This is a genomic window from Rhodococcus sp. H-CA8f (genome assembly GCF_002501585.1).
In the GTDB taxonomy this organism is placed as follows: Bacteria; Actinomycetota; Actinomycetes; order Mycobacteriales; family Mycobacteriaceae; genus Rhodococcus_F; species Rhodococcus_F erythropolis.
Window position 1 is genome coordinate 1,483,957 of the sequence record NZ_CP023720.1, and the last position, 17,619, is coordinate 1,501,575.

Annotated in this window: 19 protein-coding genes; 11 read left to right on the plus strand and 8 right to left on the minus strand. The window is 63.3% G+C overall.

Annotated features, from left to right (window positions below):
• Window positions 1-44 precede the first annotated feature (44 nt).
• On the minus strand, window positions 45-302 hold the full coding sequence (locus CPI83_RS07135; protein WP_019744928.1) for a DUF2530 domain-containing protein: 258 nt from the start codon (window positions 300-302) through the stop codon (window positions 45-47).
• A gap of 102 nt (window positions 303-404) precedes the next feature.
• On the opposite strand from CPI83_RS07135, the gene CPI83_RS07140 reads away from it, so the two are divergent.
• The 3 genes from CPI83_RS07140 (at window position 405) to CPI83_RS07150 (ending at window position 3,792) form a co-directional block, all read left to right on the plus strand.
• Window positions 405-1,859, plus strand: a complete 1,455-nt coding sequence (locus tag CPI83_RS07140) for an NCS2 family permease (RefSeq protein WP_020970489.1) — start codon at window positions 405-407, stop codon at window positions 1,857-1,859.
• A gap of 65 nt (window positions 1,860-1,924) precedes the next feature.
• Complete coding sequence (locus CPI83_RS07145; protein ID WP_019744926.1) at window positions 1,925-2,356, plus strand: MarR family transcriptional regulator; 432 nt, start codon at window positions 1,925-1,927, stop codon at window positions 2,354-2,356.
• 128 nt (window positions 2,357-2,484) lie between these two features.
• Window positions 2,485-3,792 carry an MFS transporter gene (locus CPI83_RS07150; RefSeq protein WP_007733487.1) on the plus strand — a complete coding sequence of 436 codons (1,308 nt, stop codon included), beginning with the start codon at window positions 2,485-2,487 and terminating at the stop codon, window positions 3,790-3,792.
• Here CPI83_RS07150 and CPI83_RS07155 read toward each other — a convergent pair.
• On the minus strand, window positions 3,776-4,324 hold the full coding sequence (locus CPI83_RS07155; RefSeq protein ID WP_020908793.1) for a hypothetical protein: 549 nt from the start codon (window positions 4,322-4,324) through the stop codon (window positions 3,776-3,778). The two genes, CPI83_RS07150 and CPI83_RS07155, sit on opposite strands and share 17 nt — an antisense overlap.
• A gap of 70 nt (window positions 4,325-4,394) precedes the next feature.
• Here CPI83_RS07155 and CPI83_RS07160 point away from each other — a divergent pair, with 70 nt between their 5' ends.
• From CPI83_RS07160 to CPI83_RS07170, 3 genes are read left to right on the plus strand one after another with little or no spacing between them, the layout of a single operon-like run.
• A complete protein-coding gene (locus CPI83_RS07160) occupies window positions 4,395-4,985 on the plus strand; it encodes a TetR family transcriptional regulator C-terminal domain-containing protein (RefSeq protein WP_020908792.1) in 591 nt (196 codons plus the stop codon).
• A 49-nt stretch (window positions 4,986-5,034) separates the two neighbouring features.
• Window positions 5,035-5,841 carry an RNA methyltransferase gene (locus CPI83_RS07165; RefSeq protein WP_003939731.1) on the plus strand — a complete coding sequence of 269 codons (807 nt, stop codon included), beginning with the start codon at window positions 5,035-5,037 and terminating at the stop codon, window positions 5,839-5,841.
• On the plus strand, window positions 5,838-6,098 hold the full coding sequence (locus tag CPI83_RS07170; RefSeq protein WP_092763031.1) for a DUF2537 domain-containing protein: 261 nt from the start codon (window positions 5,838-5,840) through the stop codon (window positions 6,096-6,098). Before CPI83_RS07165 ends, CPI83_RS07170 begins: the two co-directional genes overlap by 4 nt.
• Window positions 6,099-6,118: 20 nt before the next feature.
• On the opposite strand, the gene CPI83_RS07175 is transcribed toward CPI83_RS07170, so the two are convergent.
• From CPI83_RS07175 to CPI83_RS07190, 4 genes are all read right to left on the minus strand, one after another.
• A complete protein-coding gene (locus CPI83_RS07175; RefSeq protein ID WP_020970486.1) occupies window positions 6,119-6,904 on the minus strand; it encodes a hypothetical protein in 786 nt (261 codons plus the stop codon).
• A gap of 52 nt (window positions 6,905-6,956) precedes the next feature.
• Window positions 6,957-7,880, minus strand: a complete 924-nt coding sequence (gene sepH, locus CPI83_RS07180; RefSeq protein WP_097387011.1) for a septation protein SepH — start codon at window positions 7,878-7,880, stop codon at window positions 6,957-6,959.
• 199 nt (window positions 7,881-8,079) lie between these two features.
• Window positions 8,080-9,201 (minus strand): phosphoserine transaminase, encoded by a 1,122-nt coding sequence (gene serC, locus CPI83_RS07185; protein ID WP_007733484.1) that lies wholly within the window; start codon window positions 9,199-9,201, stop codon window positions 8,080-8,082.
• Window positions 9,202-9,264: 63 nt separating this feature from the next.
• Window positions 9,265-10,392, minus strand: a complete 1,128-nt coding sequence (locus CPI83_RS07190; RefSeq protein WP_003940025.1) for a citrate synthase 2 — start codon at window positions 10,390-10,392, stop codon at window positions 9,265-9,267.
• 245 nt (window positions 10,393-10,637) lie between these two features.
• On the opposite strand from CPI83_RS07190, the gene pdxH reads away from it, so the two are divergent.
• The 5 genes from pdxH to CPI83_RS07215 all read left to right on the plus strand — a co-directional run bounded on the left by pdxH (window position 10,638) and on the right by CPI83_RS07215 (window position 15,723).
• Window positions 10,638-11,351, plus strand: a complete 714-nt coding sequence (pdxH, locus tag CPI83_RS07195) for a pyridoxamine 5'-phosphate oxidase (protein ID WP_007733483.1) — start codon at window positions 10,638-10,640, stop codon at window positions 11,349-11,351.
• Window positions 11,348-12,613, plus strand: a complete 1,266-nt coding sequence (locus CPI83_RS07200) for an MFS transporter (protein ID WP_070385574.1) — start codon at window positions 11,348-11,350, stop codon at window positions 12,611-12,613. Before pdxH ends, CPI83_RS07200 begins: the two co-directional genes overlap by 4 nt.
• Before the next feature lie 41 nt (window positions 12,614-12,654).
• The gene (locus CPI83_RS07205) at window positions 12,655-13,602 is read left to right on the plus strand and encodes an aldose 1-epimerase family protein (protein ID WP_097387012.1); all 948 of its coding nucleotides are present in this window, start codon (window positions 12,655-12,657) and stop codon (window positions 13,600-13,602) included.
• Between the two features lie 358 nt (window positions 13,603-13,960).
• Window positions 13,961-15,259, plus strand: coding sequence for a citrate synthase (locus CPI83_RS07210; RefSeq protein ID WP_003940509.1), 1,299 nt, complete (start codon window positions 13,961-13,963; stop codon window positions 15,257-15,259).
• 101 nt (window positions 15,260-15,360) lie between these two features.
• Window positions 15,361-15,723, plus strand: coding sequence for an FKBP-type peptidyl-prolyl cis-trans isomerase (locus tag CPI83_RS07215; protein ID WP_019744913.1), 363 nt, complete (start codon window positions 15,361-15,363; stop codon window positions 15,721-15,723).
• Window positions 15,724-15,815: 92 nt separating this feature from the next.
• On the opposite strand, the gene CPI83_RS07220 is transcribed toward CPI83_RS07215, so the two are convergent.
• Complete coding sequence (locus CPI83_RS07220; protein WP_019744912.1) at window positions 15,816-16,577, minus strand: ABC transporter permease; 762 nt, start codon at window positions 16,575-16,577, stop codon at window positions 15,816-15,818.
• Window positions 16,574-17,527, minus strand: coding sequence for an ATP-binding cassette domain-containing protein (locus CPI83_RS07225; RefSeq protein WP_019744911.1), 954 nt, complete (start codon window positions 17,525-17,527; stop codon window positions 16,574-16,576). Before CPI83_RS07225 ends, CPI83_RS07220 begins: the two co-directional genes overlap by 4 nt.
• Window positions 17,528-17,619: the final 92 nt, after the last annotated feature.

Sequence of the window (17,619 nt, forward strand, 5' to 3'; positions counted from 1 at the left end):
AGTGCAGGGTAGGCTTACCATACCGACAGGGTGAATCGACCTGCTCAGTCGACCAGACCGGCGCCCTGTTGTGCGCCCTTGTCACCGCGCACAGCTGCGCGTCGTTGAATGGAGAACAGAGCGAGGCCGAGGAAGCCGACTCCGATACCCGCGTAACAGATCGGGAGTGCATCCGACCAACGATCGCCGCTCACCGCGACCACGATCGTGGCGACCACCCACAACGCGGTGCCGATGATCAGTGCCGGCGCGGGTGCGGACAATTTGCCGATCAGGCTGGTTGTGTTGCGAGTCTCCGTCACAAAATTAACGCTACCCGTACCCCGGTGGCCTACTCTCCCTAGTGCGACCGGCTTCATGTGCGCCGGCACACGGCGACCTACAGCGATGGGGAAAGAACAAACATGGCGGCACCCGGCAAGATCCTCGACACCTATTTCAAGATCAGCGAACGAGGGTCGACGATCTCGACCGAGGTTCGCGGCGGTGTCGTCACCTTCGTGGCGATGGCCTACATCGTGGTCCTCAACCCCCTGATCCTCGGCAGTTTCTCGGCTGACGACGCTGCAGCGAAGACCGACGTTCTCGGCAACATCCTTCCGGTCAACCAGGTGGCTGCGGTCACCGCTCTGGTTGCCGGCCTGATGAGCATCGTCTTCGGTCTCGTTGCCAACTATCCGTTTGCCATCGCCGCGGGTCTCGGCATCAACAGCCTGCTCGCCGTCACCATCGCACCTCAGGTCACCTGGCCCGAGGCGATGGGACTGGTGGTCATCGACGGTGTGATCATCGTTCTGTTGGCACTCACCGGTTTCCGAACTGCGGTGTTCAATGCGATTCCCTCGGCATTGAAGTCCGCGATCGCGGCCGGTATCGGCATGTTCATCGCCTTCATCGGGCTGGTCGACGCCGGATTCGTCCGCCGCATCCCCGACGCCGCCGGTACGACGGTTCCCGTCGGACTCGGAATCAACGGCTCGATCGCTTCGTGGCCGACCGTGGTGTTCATCTTCGGTGTCCTGCTCATGGGTGTTCTGGTCGTGCGCAAGGTTCGTGGTGGACTGCTGATCGGCATCGTCGTCACGACGATCCTCGCCGCGATCATCGAGGCAGTTGCCGACGTCGGACCCTCGCTCGGAACCAACCCCAAGGGCTGGAACCTCAGCATCCCCGCGATCCCGGAGATGCTCGGTGGTATGCCTGATCTGAGCCTGGTCGGCGACGTCAGCATCTTCGGCGCGTTCACCCGCATCGGTGTTCTGGCCGCCAGCCTGCTTGTCTTCACCCTCGTGCTCGCGAATTTCTTCGACGCCATGGGCACGATGACGGGTCTCGGTAAGGAAGCCGGCCTGACCGACAAGGACGGAAACCTCCCCAACGTCGGTCGCGCGCTTGTCGTCGAAGGCGCGGGCGCGATCGTGGGCGGTGGCGCTTCGGCGTCGTCGAACACCGTGTTCGTGGAATCCGCATCGGGTATCGCCGAAGGTGCCCGCACGGGCCTGGCAAATGTCGTGACCGGACTGCTCTTCCTCGTCGCGATGTTCCTGACGCCGCTCTACTCCGTCGTGCCGATCGAGGCAGCTGCGCCTGCCCTCGTCGTCGTCGGTGCGCTGATGATCGGACAGGTCCGAGACATCGATTTCACCAAGTTCTCGGTGGCACTCCCGGCGTTCCTGACCATGATCGTCATGCCGTTCACCTACTCGATCGCCAACGGCATCGGTGTCGGCTTCATTTCATGGGTGGTCCTGCACGCTGCCAGCGGTGGTATCAAGAAGATCCACCCGTTGCTCTGGATCGTGGCGGCACTTTTTGTGGCCTACTTCACTGTCGGACCCATTACCGACGCCCTTACGTGAAATCAGGGTTGACCGGTATTCGATTACGTGAGCTACCGGCCAGCTCTTGACGTATTGTCTGACGCGTGACCACCGAAACTCGTGCGCTGGCCAGCGATCTTTCCCTGGCTGTAGTGCGTCTCACCAGGCATCTGCGCGGCCGCAGAGTCGACGCTCAGGTATCGCTGACGCAACTGTCCGCTTTGGCGAGCCTGGATCAGTACGGCCCGATGACCCCTGGCGTACTCGCAGCACGTGAGAAAGTTCAGCCGCCGTCGATGACGCGCGTTGTTGCTTCTCTCGCCGAGCTCGGTCTGGTCGAGCGCTCGCCGCATCCCACGGACGGTCGTCAGATCATCGTGAATCTCTCCGACGCCGGGCAGGCGTTGCTCGCGGACGAGACCCATGCGCGTGAGGCGTGGATGAACGAGCAGCTGGCCGGGCTGGGTGGCGAAGAACTCGCGACGCTGCGCGGTGCCGTCGGGATCATCACGGAGATGGTCAACAAGACGGAGTAGTTCCGCGAGTTAGAAGTCGTGTAGCTCAGCTACTGAGACGTCGCGTAGCTCCGCTACATAGAGGTCGTTGCCCAAACGAATTACTCGAGGGGCAAGATGGTGGAGTGCCCCGAGACCCCGATTCCGGCATGTTTGCCGCGCTCCACAACCGCAACTACCGCCTTTGGGCTTCCGGACAGATTGTTTCTCTGGTCGGCACGTGGATGCAACGTATTGCCCAGGACTGGCTGGTACTGACGCTCTCGGACGGCAACGCGTTGGCGGTGGGCATCGTCATGGCCTTGCAGTTCGGTCCGACGCTGTTTCTGTCGGTGTGGGGTGGGGTGCTGGCCGATCGGTACGACAAGCGTCGGATCCTGATCTTCACGCAGTGGGCGAGTGCGGTATGCGCACTGGTGTTGGGTCTGTTGGACGTCGGTGGGCTCGTCGCGTTGTGGCACGTCTTCCTGATCGCCTTTGCCCTCGGCTGTGTCTCGGCGCTCGACGCACCGGTGCGTCAGTCGTTCACTATCGAGATGGTGGGCAAGGAACACCTGTCCAATGCCATCGCGCTCAACTCGATGACGTTCAACACGGCCCGCATCGTCGGTCCGGCCATCTCGGGTGTTTTGATCAACCTGATCGGAACTGGATGGGTGTTCCTGCTCAACGTCGCGACGTTCGGTGGGGTCCTCATCGCGCTGTACCTGATGAACAAGAAGGAGCTGATCCCGTCCGAACCGGCGCCGCGTACCAAGGGGCAGGTGCGCGACGGGTTCCGATATGTGTGGGGTCGCAAGGACCTTCGGGTGATCATGGTGTCCGTCTTCATGGTCTCGACGTTCGGCCTGAACTTCGCGATCAGCCTGGCGGTGATGGCGCGCAACACGTTCGGTCTCGAGGCCGACGGTTACGGACTGCTGTCCACGACGCTTGCTGTGGGAACCCTTGCAGGCGCTGCGTATGCCGCAAGGCGCAAGGAAGCGCCGCGGTTGCGGACGTTCCTCGGTGCCGCAGTGGCTTTCGGCGTGTTCGAGGTCGCGGTGGGATTGATGCCTACCTACGCGTTGGTGGCGCTGATGTTGATTCCCACGGGCGCACTGACGTTGACGTTCACGACGTCCGCGATGAACATCCTGCAGATGTCGGTCCCCTCCGAGATGCGTGGGCGGGTGATGGGCATCTACATGCTCAGTTTCCTCGGTGGCACACCGCTGGGAAGCCCGCTGCTTGGTTGGCTCGCCGACTCCGTGGATCCCCGTGCGCCCCTGATCGTGGGCGGAGTGATCTCGCTCGTCTCGGGCACAGTGGCCGGGGTGTACCTGCTACGTAGCGAAGGGCTGAAACTTCGTCTTGCGAGGCCGGAAGACGGTGGAAGGTTGCCGGTGTTCGTCCTGCGTCCGGTGATCGTGTGCGACGCGACCGAACAGGCAGTCGAGGCTAGCCGCGCGCCGTGACCTTCTCGCGCTTGGGAAACACCGTGTAGCTCAGGGCGATTGCTCCCCAGATTCCCAGCACCACTGTCAGCTTGCTGATCCATCCGTCGAGGGCACCCGTACGTGCAGGGTCGTCGACGAGGAATATGGCCGCGCCGAGAAGTCCGCACGCGATGGCCCAGGCGATCGCGGCTTTGCCGAACTCGCGCCATTCGCGCAGTGCTCGCGCACTCCCGTACTTGGGTGGCGCGACGGGAGCCGGGCCGCCGGCGAATCGGTAGGCGAACCTGGCGTCGGCCCAGGAGATGAGACTGTGCCCGAACGCAACGGAGAAGCCGATGTAGGCCGCAGCGAGCCCGTGGGTGAAGTTCGCCTCGCCGCCGTCCCGAAGATCGAGGGCTGTGGCGACGAGCAGGACGACGTCGACCAGGGGTGCGCAGATGAGCAGTGCGGCACCCAGCGTCTTGCGGCGCAGCAGATAGCGGGCGGCGAGACCGGCGGCGATGAACACCCAGAACATGATTTCGCACGCGATGATCAGATGGACGATCATGACATCAGCTCATTTCTAGTACGACTGTGTTAGTGGTCGAAAACTAGCACAGCTGTGTTAGTTTTGTGAAGTGGTGAAACGAAGCAGCCCCGATGAGCGACGGGAAGAGATCGCCGAGGCTGTCTGGCGTGTGATCCGTCGCGATGGTGTGGCGAGCGCGAGCGTCCGGGCCGTCGCGGACGAGGCGAAGATGTCGACGGGGTCGCTAAGGCACTTCTTCGCGACGCAGTCCGAACTCTTGCTGTTCGCGATGACGCTCGTGACCGTCCGAGTGGAGAAGAGAATCGCCGGCATCGACTTCGATCCCGACATCCGCCGCGCGATCCGCCAGTTCACCGATCAGTTCGTTCCCCTCGACGAAGATCGGCGTGAAGAAATGCAGGTCTGGGAGGCGTTTGCTGCTGCCGCCCAGACCGATTCGACGTTGACCGCAGTGCGTGACGAGACGGACCGGACGCTGTTCGAGCACTATCGAACATTTGTCGAGGCCGTACATGATGCAGGATTCCTGCAGCCGGACGCTTCGGTCGACATCGAGGCGATGAGGTTGCATGCGCTCGCCGACGGGCTCGCGTCGCACGGCGTCGACAATCCCGAGCGAACCAATCCGCAGGTGATCGGCCGGGTGCTCGACGCGCATTTCGCTACGCTGCTGCGCTAGGTCGGGAGTAGTGGTGGGGGGCTCGCGGTGCGTACGGCACGATAGACCCGTGGTTCACGTCATCGACATCTCAGATCCCGCCGACCCCCGGTTGGATGACTTTCGCGATCTCAACTCCTCGGATCGGCGCCCCGACCTGCCGGAGGGCAAGGGACTGGTCATCGCCGAAGGAGTATTCGTCACTCAGCGGCTGCTGACGTCGCGGTTCGAGCCGATCAGTCTTCTCGGCGTTGAACGACGGCTCCTGGAGCTCGCTGACGATCTCGACGGTGTGGACGTGCCGTTCTACCGTACGAGCGCCGAAGTGATGGCCGAGGTCGTCGGATTCCACCTGAACCGTGGCGTCCTCGCTGCAGCAGCGCGCCCGGCACCACTCGCGGTCTCGGACGTGCTGAAGGACGCAAAGACCGTCGTGGTCCTCGAAGGCGTCAACGATCACGAGAACCTCGGCTCGATGTTCCGCAACGCTGCAGGGCTCGGCGTGGACGCCGTTCTGTTCGGGAAGGGTTGTGCTGACCCGCTGTACCGGCGGTCGGTCCGTGTGTCGATGGGGCACGTGCTGCGAGTGCCCTTCGCGCATGTGGCAAAGTGGCCACACGACTTGGATGAGCTGCGTGGCAACGGTTTTCAGCTCATATCCTTGACTCCGAATCCGGAAGCGGTCACTTTGGCCGAAGCGATGACCGGGGAGAAGGTGGCGCTACTGCTGGGCGCCGAGGGGCCAGGTCTGACCGAGCATGCGATGCGGGCCACCGACATTCGTGCCAAGATACCGATGGCTCCCGGCACCGATTCGCTCAACGTCGCAACCGCAGCGGCTATGGCCTTCTACGAACGCGTCAGGACCGGCCGGTGACTCTGGACCGCACGCCCTGGTTCACCGGAATCGCGGTGTCGGTATTCGCCGCGATGCTCTCGACCAGCGCTGTCGCGGCGTTCTGCGTCGCGCTGGGCAACGTGAACGTGCTCCTGGCAGTTGTCGTCAATATCATTGCGGTAGGCGGACTTGCGCCGACCGTCTGGCGCTGGCGAGCCGTCTCCGTGTGGCGATGGGTGGTTTACGGCGCGGTAGTCGGCGTTCCGCTCGGGTGGATCGCAGCGATAGCCGCGTGACCGTGTGAGGCTGCTCGGCGCTACTTGAACCCGAAGTACCGGGCGAGGCGGCCGCGCGGCTTGGCCACGGGTGCGTCGTGGATCGGCGGCATGTTTTCGGGCATGGGTATCTCTGTCGGCGCCTGCTCGGGTACCGGTACGGGAGCCGGGGGCGCAGGTTTGGGTGCCTCGCCGGGGCGGTGAATCTTGAAGCCCCACAGGAGAATCTGCGTTGTATCGAGTTCGTGTTCTCGCGGCGCGCCGGTGTATCGGAATCCCAGCCACTCGAGGTTGGCGGACTCCGCGAACTGCTGCGGGTGGAACGGAAGTGACTGCGGATCGGGCAGGATCCCGGGCGGGTAACGCAGGGGATGGTTGCCGGCCCAGAATTCCAGTTCCCAGGTCTGCGGGATCCCCAGATTTTCGACGATGTCGATCGGGATGGCACTGAACGAGCGTCGTAGCTCGCCGTTCTCCCACAGTGCAAACGAACCCTGCGCGGTTTCGGGGACGGAGCTGATCAACAGCGTCGAGCCACCCTCGGCCGAAAGGTGCCAGGAATCAGGCAGTTTCGAGGGGACAAATGTGCTGAGTTCGGAGCTGCAGACGACGCTCACTCGGCCGTACGCGCCGACGAAGACGTAGCCGGGGCTCACCGTCGCGGCCATCGACAGCGGCTGAGGACCGAGAGACTCGAACTCCTTGTCCGGGTACAGCGACATGGCGATTTTCAGCGCCTCGGTCTGATCCGGCTGTGGGTACTTGCTCAATTCGGTGCGAGCGTCTGCGCCGCCCAGAAACCAGATCGTCGATACCCGTGCAGCCACCGGCAGCCCTCTCTCCTCAGCCTCGCTCGAAAGAAGAATACTTCCCTTCGGGTCAGCGACCGCTGCTGCGGACCCCGAGGAGTACGTCGTCCCACGAGGGAAGAGCAGGCCGTCCGCGCTTGTCCTTGGTCTGCGTCTGCTGCGGAGCGGTTTTCGGGGTCACGTCCGGTGCAGGCTCGGGAACCTCTTCGTCGACGACGGTTTCCGGCTCGACAGCAATCGGCTCGGGCGCCACGATTCGTTCAGCCACCACCGTCCGCTCGGAAACTGCTGTCCGCTCGGAAACTGCTGCGGGCTCCGGCTCGATCTCCGCCACCGGTTCGGCGTCGAATCGGGACAGTTCAAGCTGCTGCGGCTCGTTCGAGACCACCGGTACCAGGCCGCGGAGCGGGCGACCGAAGTCGGGATCGATCAAGTCGAATGCCGCGTCGTCGAGTGCGACGATCGTTCCGCCGTGCGCGTCGGGCTGGTAGCGCCAGTGTGCGGCGTTGGTGGTGCGGCCGGCCTGCCACTGCAACTGCGCGACCCACTGATTGTCCTCGTCGCGCCAGGCATCCCAGGTGGCCTCGTCGATGCTGTGGCCGCGGGCGCGGAATGCGTGGGTCACGATTTCGGAGAGGGTGGGAACTGTCGGACCGTTGTCGCGCACCGGGTGTCCGCCCTGCGCCATTTCCGCGGCGCGGGAACGCTCGAGCAGAACGGGGTACGCAAAGCGCTCGACCTTGCTGATGGGGATCTTCGCTTCTTCGGCGACCTGCTCTACGGAAGCACCGGAACGAATGCGCGCCTGAATTTCGCGGGGACGGAGTTGGCTTTCCATTTCGATCTCAATCTGGCCGAGTCGAGCCACGTCTCCGCGGGAAGCTGCACGAAGTTTGTCATCGGCGGGAAGCCGGAATTTCTGGCCGGTTTCAGCATCTGCGCACACCACATGCGATCCATCGGGTTCAAGTCCGATCACTCGAAGCTCTCGCACATTGACCTCCTTATCGCGCCGGCTCGCGACTTTGCGCCGCGCTCAACTGTAATTCATTCGTGACCATGGACTCGGCAGGACACGCAGGGCGAGATGACCTCGGATCCGACCACCGGTGTGATAGCTCACAAGGCCTGGCGCAAACGACGCTCGGCCCCCGACATCATGTCGGGGGCCGAGCGGTGAAGCAGTATGAAAATCAGCCGAGCTGAGAAACGACCCAGTCGATGCTCTTGGTGAGAGCGGTGACGTCATCGGGGTCGATGGCCGGGAACATGCCGACGCGCAGCTGGTTGCGGCCGAGCTTGCGGTACGGCTCGGTATCGACGATTCCGTTGGCGCGCAGGATCTTTGCCACCTCGGCAGCGTCGACGTCGTCGTTGAAGTCGATGGTGCCGACAACCTGCGAGCGGTGTGCCGGATCAGCGACGAACGGCGTTGCGAACTCGCTGGCCTCGGCCCAGTTGTACAGGCGCGAGGACGAATCCGCGGTGCGAGCGGTGGTCCAGTCGAGGCCGCCGTTGCTGTTCATCCACTCGATCTGGTTGGCGAAGAGCAACAGGGTGGCCAGGGCCGGGGTGTTGTACGTCTGATCCTTGGAGCTGTTGTCCACGGCGATGGGCAGCGAGAGGAAGTCAGGAGTCCAGCGTCCCGAATCCTTGATCTCCGCGACGCGCTCGAGGGCGGCCGGGCTCATGAGCGCGATCCACAGTCCACCGTCTGCAGCGAAGCACTTCTGCGGAGCGAAGTAGTAGACGTCCGAATCGGCGACGTTGACCGGAAGTCCACCGGCGCCCGAGGTGGCGTCGATGGCGATCAGAGCGTTCTCCGAACCCGCGGGGCGCGAGACGGGGATCGACACACCGGTGGAGGTCTCGTTGTGCGCCCAGCCGATGAGATCGACGGACGGGTCGGAGACCGGCACCGGTGCGCTGCCCGGATCGGCGGAAACGACGATCGGGTCACCGATGAACGGGTTGGCCTTGGCGACCGAAGCGAACTTGGAGCTGAATTCGCCGTTGGTCAGGTGCAGCGACTTCTCGCGGATGAGGCCGAATGCGGCCGCATCCCAGAACGCAGTGGTTCCGCCGTTGCCGAGGACGACCTCGTAGCCCTCGGGCAGTGAGAACAGATCGGCGAGGCCGGAACGAATGCTGGCCACAACGTTCTTGACCGGCTTCTGGCGATGGCTGGTGCCGAACACCGAAGCGCCCACCTCGACCAGGGACTGCAGCTGCTCGGGGCGAACCTTGGAAGGACCGCAGCCGAAGCGTCCGTCGGCGGGCTTGAGGTCGGCGGGGATGATCGGTGTGGAGGTCATCGCTTCTTTCTGTTCCTTCACTTGTGTTCTGTACTACCGTGATTGGCGAATTCGAGCGGGGTACTACGCGTGGCTGATCTGGTCCCAGCCCTCGACCGACTCCGGAGTACGGGGCGCCGGGCCGGTGTAGATGGCGGCCGGGCGTACCAGTTTACCGAGACGCTTCTGCTCGAGGATGTGTGCACACCAGCCGGCGGTGCGGCCACAGGTGAACATGGCAGGCATCATGTGCGCGGGAACCTCGGCGAAGTCGAGGATGACGGCGGCCCAGAACTCGACGTTGGTCTCGATCGCGCGATCGGGACGACGCTCACGCAGTTCTGCCAGTGCAGCCTGCTCGAGAGCTGCGGCAGCTTCGTAGCGGGGAGCGTTGAGGCGCTTGGCGGTAGCGCGGAGCACGCGAGCACGGGGATCTTCGGCGCGGTAGACGCGGTGTCCGAAGCCCATGAGCTTTTCCTTGCGGTCGAGGATTCCCTTGACCAGTGCGCGGGCGTCGCCGGTCTTCTCGGTCTCTTCGATCATCGGAAGAACGCGGGCCGGTGCGCCGCCGTGCAGCGGGCCGGACATCGCGCCGATGGCGCCGGAAAGCGAGGCAGCGACGTCGGCGCCGGTGGAGGCGATGACGCGGGCCGTGAAGGTGGAGGCGTTCATGCCGTGCTCGGCTGCCGAGACCCAGTACGCGTCGATTGCCTCGACGTGTGCCGGATCGGGCTCACCCTTCCAGCGAACCATGAAGCGCTCGGTGACCGTCTTGGCCTCGTCGATGCGGCTCTGGGGGACTGCAGGCTGGTAGATGCCGCGAGCGGACTGCGCGACGTACGACAGTGCCATGACGGATGCGCGGGCGAGCTGGTCGCGGGCGGTCTCGTCATCGATGTCGAGGAGCGGCTGGTATCCCCAGATTGGAGCCAGCATCGCCAGTCCGGCCTGGACGTCGACACGGACGTCGCCGGTGTGAATGGGGAGGGGGAACGGCTCGGCCGGCGGGAGGCCGGGGCCGAAGCGGCCGTCGACGAGAAGGGCCCATACGTTGCCGAAGGTGACCCTCTGGCCGACCAGGTCTTCGATGTCGACACCGCGGTAGCGCAGTGCGCCGCCGTCCTTGTCGGGTTCTGCGATATCGCTGGTGAAGGCGACGACGCCTTCGAGTCCGCTCACAAAATCGTCCGGTATTGCTGCGCTCGCTGCCATTCTCGTGGACTCTCCTCGTTCGAGTGCGCCAGGTCTACAGTCGCACTGCCTCAGCTTCAGTGACTGCGCCTCGGTGCTCGCAGGGATGAGCACGCACCGTGTTTTGTACTGCGCAATCGTCTCGTCCCGATTCGGTTGCTGTCGCTGGTGCGGCTCGCGGTCCGGGTCGGGTCTAGCCACGGCAAACTTTAGCGCGTGCCGCGTAGCCGTTGGCCAGTGAGTACCCGGGAGTAGCGTTCTCGGCTGTGTCGAATGAACGTCAGGACCCGCAGGCGGTGGACAACGAACTCGCGGCCATGCGTGTGGGCTATCCGCAAGCAGGCAGCGAATCGGAGTCCGTCGAGGACCGCATGAGTGCGGAATTGGATACCTCGGTCGTCGAGACCGGTTGGCTGCCCCTCATGCGTCAATGGCTCGTGGACGCCGTCGAAGCTGACGCGCCGGAGCCCAACGCCATGACTCTGTCGACGGTGGACGACGGTGGCCGTCCGGCGTCGCGCACCGTGCTCTGCAAAGGGCTCAGCGAAGACGGTGTCCTCTTCTTCACCAACTACGGATCCGACAAGGCTCGTCACCTCGACGCCCACCCGTACGCGTCGGCCAACTTCACGTGGCTGACCCTTGCCAGGCAGGTGATCGTCCGCGGCACCACCGAGCGCGTGAGTGCTCAACTGACGCAGGAGTATTGGCGAACCAGGCCTCGTGGATCGCAGCTCGGCGCGTGGGCGTCGTCGCAGTCTCGTCCGATCGACTCGCGTGCCGATCTCGACGAGCAACTGCGTGAGGTCGCCGCCCGATTCGGCGTGGACGGTGAGATTCCGGTGCCACCGAACTGGGGCGGGATTCTGATTCGGCCCGAGTCCGTCGAGTTCTGGCAAGGACGCGCCAACCGCATGCACAATCGAGTTCGCACGAGCCTGGTCGACGGACAGTGGTCCGCCGTCCGTCTCCAGCCGTGAGCCGGTTACTCGCGGACACGACTCCGCTCGAGAATCGCGACTATCGACGGCTGTGGACGGCCGGCATCGTCACCGTCATCGGCGCTCAGCTCAGTGTGGTCGCCGTACCGCAACAGGTGTACGAGATCACCCGAAGCTCGGCCTACGTCGGTCTGACGGGAATCTTCGGTCTGGTCCCGCTGGTCGTTTTCGGTCTGTGGGGCGGCGCACTGGCCGACGTCATGGATCGACGACGGCTGTTGATGATCACCTCGATCGGACTCGGTGTCACGTCGGTGCTGTTCTGGATCCAGGCTGCTCTGAACGTGAACAACGTGTGGTTGGTGCTCGGATTGTTCTCGGTTCAACAGGCGTTCTTCGCGGTGAACCAACCGACGCGAGCGGCGATCATCCCTCGGTTGATTCCGGGCAGGCAGTTACCTGCCGCGAACTCGCTGAACATGACTGTCGTGCAGTTCGGTGCGATAGCCGGCCCGCTACTGGCGGGTGTCCTCATACCGTCGGCCGGTCTGCAACTGCTGTACCTGCTCGACTCGATCTTTCTGATCGCCACGTTGTGGGCAGTGTGGAAGCTCCCGGCGATTCCGCCGACCGGCACGTCTCGGCGGGCCGGGCTCAGCGAGGTTCTGGGCGGTTTCACGTATCTCGCGACGCAGAAGGTTCTGCTCGCGTCGTTCGTGGTGGACATCATCGCGATGGTGTTCGGGATGTCGCGAGCGCTGTTCCCGGAAATCGCACACGAATCCTTCGGTGACCCCGCCAGCGGCGGTTTTGCGCTCGGACTGCTGTTCGCGGCGATGTCGGTGGGAGCAGTTCTGGGCGGTATCTTCTCGGGTTGGTTGCCACGAGTTCAGTACCAGGGGCGGGCCGTGCTGGTCTGCATCGCGCTGTGGGGGCTGTCCATGGTCGGCTTCGGCGTAGCGGTGTACTTCGCGAGTCCCGGTTCCAGTGTGATTCTGCTCTGGGTGGCGGTGGCATTCCTGGCATTCGGCGGCGCCGTCGACATGGTCTCGGCCGCATTCCGCAGCACGATGCTTCAGCAAGTGGCAACCGATGACATGCGCGGACGACTGCAGGGCGTGTTCATCGTGGTCGTGGCTGGTGGTCCGCGTATCGGTGACGTCCTGCACGGCGGTGCGGCCTTCCTGTTCGGGACCGGTGTCGCGGCAGCGGGCGGCGGCTTCCTGGTGATTGTCGGTGTTGTCCTTTCTGCCCTCGCATTTCCGGCGTTCGTTCGCTACAAGGTGGGACGCGCCGTCTGACGTCCTGGTTAACCGGTCGCTCGTGGTGGAAACTGGTACGTATGACTGCGCCGCACAGCACGGGTAGGGGAGGGTTCGAGATCCGTGGTGGCGGCTATCGAGCCGAGATCGCCGCGGCCGGTGCCGGGTTGCGGCTTCTCGACCACGAAGGACCGAACGGTCAGCGCGCGCTGACCGAGACCTGGGCGCTCGGATCGAAGCCACCGCTGTCGGCCGGATTGGTTCTCGCGCCGTGGCCCAACCGAATTCGCGACGGGCACTTCATGTTCGACGGCATCGAGCATCAACTCGAGATCACCGAACCTGCGCTGGGGAACGCGAGCCACGGGTTCGTCCGTCGTCGCAATTGGAGCCTCGTGGACCACACCTACGAGCGCGTCGAACTGTCGGTGGACGTCGGACTGCACAAGGGTTGGCCGTATCCGTTGCAGCTGACGATTGCCTATGAGGTCGGTGCCGACGGGTTGACCGTCACGCATACGGCCACGAACAAGGGTGCGACCTCGTCTCCGTTCGGGCTCGGAATGCACACTTTCATTCGCGCCGGCGACTTTCCGCTCGACGAATGTGCGCTGCATCTGGCCGCGGGCACGCGGTTGCCGATCGATCCGGCGAGGATGCTGCCGAATGCGTATTCGCAGGCAGTCGCCGGTACGGATTACGACTTCCGGACACCGAGACTGCTCGACGGGGTTCAGTTGGACACGCCGTACAGCGCATTGGACGTCGTCGACGGCAGTGGTCGGACGCAACATGAGCTGCTGGCTCCGGATGGAACGGGCACTGCCCTGTGGACCAACCGCGAGTTCCCGTGGATTCAGGCCTTCATCGCAGATCCCGCCAACGACAAGGGGTATCCCGATCGCGGCCGCGCATTGGCTTTGGAACCGATGACCTGCCCGCCTGACGCCTTCAATTCGGGCATCGACCTCCTGGTGCTTCACCCGGGGCAGACGTGGGCGGGTAGCTGGGGCATCAAGGCTCTGTGATCCGGCTCTCATACCGTGGGATCGTGTAACGCCGAGTAGGCATCGGCCGATAACAATCGGTTTTCGGTACCTCGTGTCAGTGCTCCGGACGGTCCGGCATTGGTCCCATTCTCGGATTGCTGCCGAGATTTGCAGATCAGTGTGGGTAAATGCGCGATTCCGTAGACTGGAGTCCCGGTCATGCGAGTGGGAAAACCCAGCCTGGAACGTGTTTCAGTTTCGGTGGGTATGTCGGGTTCGTGAGTACCCGAAAAATAGCCGTGGAGCGACCCTCCTTCGGCACGATCTCTCCCGTGCGACTAGTTTCTAGTTGATCGCATGTAGTTACTCGTTGGTTCGAGCTTGAGAGGGATCCTTCGTGCCCGCTGACAATGACACAAAGCCCACGCTTACTTACCCCGGTGGTGAGTACACGATGTCCATTGCCAGGGCAACAGAGGGCAATGACGGCATCGAGCTGGGAAAGCTGCTGGCCACAACGGGGTACACCACCCTTGACCCCGGTTTTGTGAACACTGCATCCACCAGTTCTGCAATCACCTACATCGACGGTGAGAAGGGAATCCTGCGTTACCGCGGATATCCCATCGAGCAGTTGGCAGGTAAGTCGACGTTCATCGAGGTCAGCTACCTGCTGATCTACGGCGAACTGCCGACCGACGCGCAGCTCGAGTCCTTCACGGACCGCATTCGTCGACACACCCTGCTTCACGAGGACCTCAAGCGGTTCTTCGACGGATTCCCGCGCAACGCTCACCCGATGCCGGTTCTCTCGTCCGCAGTGAACGCACTGTCGGCGTACTACCAGGATTCGCTCGATCCCGAGGATCCGGAGCAGGTGGAACTGTCCACCATCCGTCTTCTTGCGAAGCTGCCGACCATCGCTGCGTACGCGTACAAGAAGTCCGTCGGACAGCCGTTCCTGTACCCGGACAACTCGTTGAACCTGGTCGAGAACTTCATGCGTATGACCTTCGGCTTCCCGGCCGAGCCGTACCAGGGTGATCCCGAGGTCGCCAAGGCACTCGACATGCTGCTGATCCTGCACGCGGACCACGAGCAGAACTGCTCCACGTCGACCGTGCGCATGGTCGGCTCGTCGGACGCCAACCTGTTCACCTCCGTCTCTGCCGGCATCAACGCACTGTGGGGCCCGCTGCACGGCGGCGCGAACCAGGCAGTGCTCGAGATGCTCGACGAGATCAAGGCCAGCGGCAGCACCGCAGCCGAGTTCGTCCGCAAGGTCAAGAACAAGGAAGACGGCGTGAAGCTCATGGGCTTCGGGCACCGCGTCTACCGCAACTACGATCCGCGCGCTGCGCTGGTCCGCGAAACCGCGCACACCATCCTCGCCAAGCTCGGCGGCGACGACGAACTGCTCAACATCGCAATGCAACTCGAAGAGGCCGCCCTCACGGACGACTACTTCATCGAGCGCAAGCTCTACCCGAACGTCGACTTCTACACCGGCCTCATCTACCGCGCGATGGGCTTCCCGCCGCGCATGTTCACGGTGCTGTTCGCCATGGGCCGTCTGCCCGGCTGGATTGCGCACTGGCGTGAAATGCACGAGGATCCGGCTACGAAGATCGGCCGCCCGCGCCAGATCTACACCGGCTACACCGAGCGTGACTACAGAGACATCACGTCCCGCTGACGCGTGACCTAGCGACATCACGTCCCGCTGACGCGTGACCTAGCGATATCACCACCCGCTAGTCTTCTGTACCCAACATTTCGCCTCAACGAGGAGGACCCATGAGTAGCAAGCCCGTAATCGAGTTCCAGGAAGGCCCCGCGCCGACCGATCTGGTCATCAAGGATCTGGTTGTCGGAGAAGGCGCCGAAGCCGTTCCCGGTGGCACCGTCGACGTTCACTACGTCGGTGTCGAGTTCGAGTCCGGTGAAGAGTTCGACTCTTCCTGGAGCCGTGGCGAGTCCATTCAGTTCCCGCTTCGTGGCCTGATCAAGGGTTGGCAGGACGGCATCCCGGGCATGAAGGTCGGCGGACGTCGCCAGCTCACCATTCCGCCGGAGCTGGCATACGGCCCCGCCGGTGCAGGGCACCAGCTTTCCGGCAAGACCTTGGTCTTCGTGATCGATCTGCTGGAAGCCAAGTAATTCACTGTGCGCCTTTATTAACCCCCCGCGGTTAATAAAGGCGCACAGCGCAAGCAGCCCCGCACCGTCAGGTGTGGGGCTTTCTTGTGTGGTCAGCTCGCGGTCTTTCGTCGGTAGAGCCAGTTCGACCACACGAATCCCGCGGCGGCGATGCCCAGGCACCACGCGAGGGCGATGGCCGCGCTGTTCCCGATCGGCGTGCCCATCAGGAGTCCGCGCACCGTCTCGATGATCGGGGTTACCGGTTGGTGCCGGGCAAATCCCTGCAGCCAGGACGGCATTGTCTCAGCCGGTACGAAAGCAGTGCTGACGTAGGGCAGGAACATGATGGCGAAGGTGAATCCGCTTGCAGCCTCCGGGTTCTTGGCCAAGAGCCCCAAAGCTGTCGAGAGGTACGACATGGCAAAGACGAAGGCGACGATCACAGCGGCGACGCCGAGCCAGCGCAACGGATCGCTGGTCGGGCGAAATCCCATGATCAGAGCAACGACGACCACGATCGCCGTAGTCAGGACGTTGCGGACGACGCTGGCCAGTACATGACCGGTCAGGACCGACGACGGAGAGATCGCCAAGGTCCGGAAACGGTCGATGATCCCGTCCTTCATGTCGCTCGAGACGCTGACCGCGGTGGTCGAGGCGCCGAAACCGGCGCACAGAAGGATGATTCCTGGCACGACGTAGTCGATGTACTCGCTACCGGTGTTGATGGCGCCGCCGAAGACGTAGACGAACAGCAGCATGAGCATGACCGGAAGGGCTATCGCGGTGATCATCGAATCCGGACTGCGCAGAACGTGTTTGAGATTCCGGCGGAGCATCACCGCGGAATCGATTGCAATGGTGGAGGTCATCGAACGCTCGCAATCTCGGGTTGGCCTGATCCGGTGAGCGCGAAGAACACGTCGTCCAGATCCGGAGTGTGAACGGAGAACTTCTCGACGGTGATCGACGGATCGTCGATCGAGTCGAGGATGGCTTTGATCGACGGAACCGCCCCGTCGGAAGGGATGTGCAGGGTCAAGGTCTCGGCATTCGAATGCGCCTGCGGCAGTGATGCCGCGGCGAGTTCGAGTTGAGCCAGGTTCTCGAATTGCAGAGCGACATGGCCGCCGGGAACAAGGCGTTTGAGTTCGTCCGGTGTTCCCTCGGCGACGAGGCGACCGCCGCTCAGCACGCCGACTGTATCGGCCAATTCGTCTGCCTCGTCGAGGTATTGGGTGGTGAGGAAGATGGTGACGCCTGACGCTGTAAGTCCTCGAACGATCGACCACATTTCGTGGCGGCTCCGCGGGTCCAGGCCGGTGGTGGGTTCGTCGAGAAAGACGACGTCCGGTCGGGCGACGAGGCTCATTGCGATGTCGAGTCGTCTGAGCATGCCGCCCGAGTAGTCGCCGGCGCGTTTGTCGCCGAAGTCCGTCAAATCGAACTGGTCGAGCAATTCCTCGGCACGGCGACGGGAGTTCTTCCGGCCCAGGTGATTCAGTTCGCCCAGTAGGGTCAGATTCTCGAATCCGGTCAGCAAGGTGTCGACGGCTGCGTACTGCCCGGTCACGCTGATGCGCCGCCGAACATTCTGTGGATCTCCGGGCAGTGAATGCCCCGCGACCGTGACCTCGCCTCCGTCGAAGGGGATGAGGGTGGTGAGAATTCTTACGGCCGTGGTCTTTCCGGCGCCGTTCGCGCCGAGGAGTGCGTACACCGATCCGGCCGGGACCGACAGGTCGAGTCCACCCAGTACTTGTTGATCGCCGTAGCGCTTACGGAGTCCGCGGACCGAGATTGCTGGGATCGTTCCTGACATCGAGACCTCCAAGTAAGAACTGTGTATGTCATAAACTCGTGTTTATAGCGTACACAGTTCTAGGATGATGGCAAGAGCGAAGAGTGGGAGCT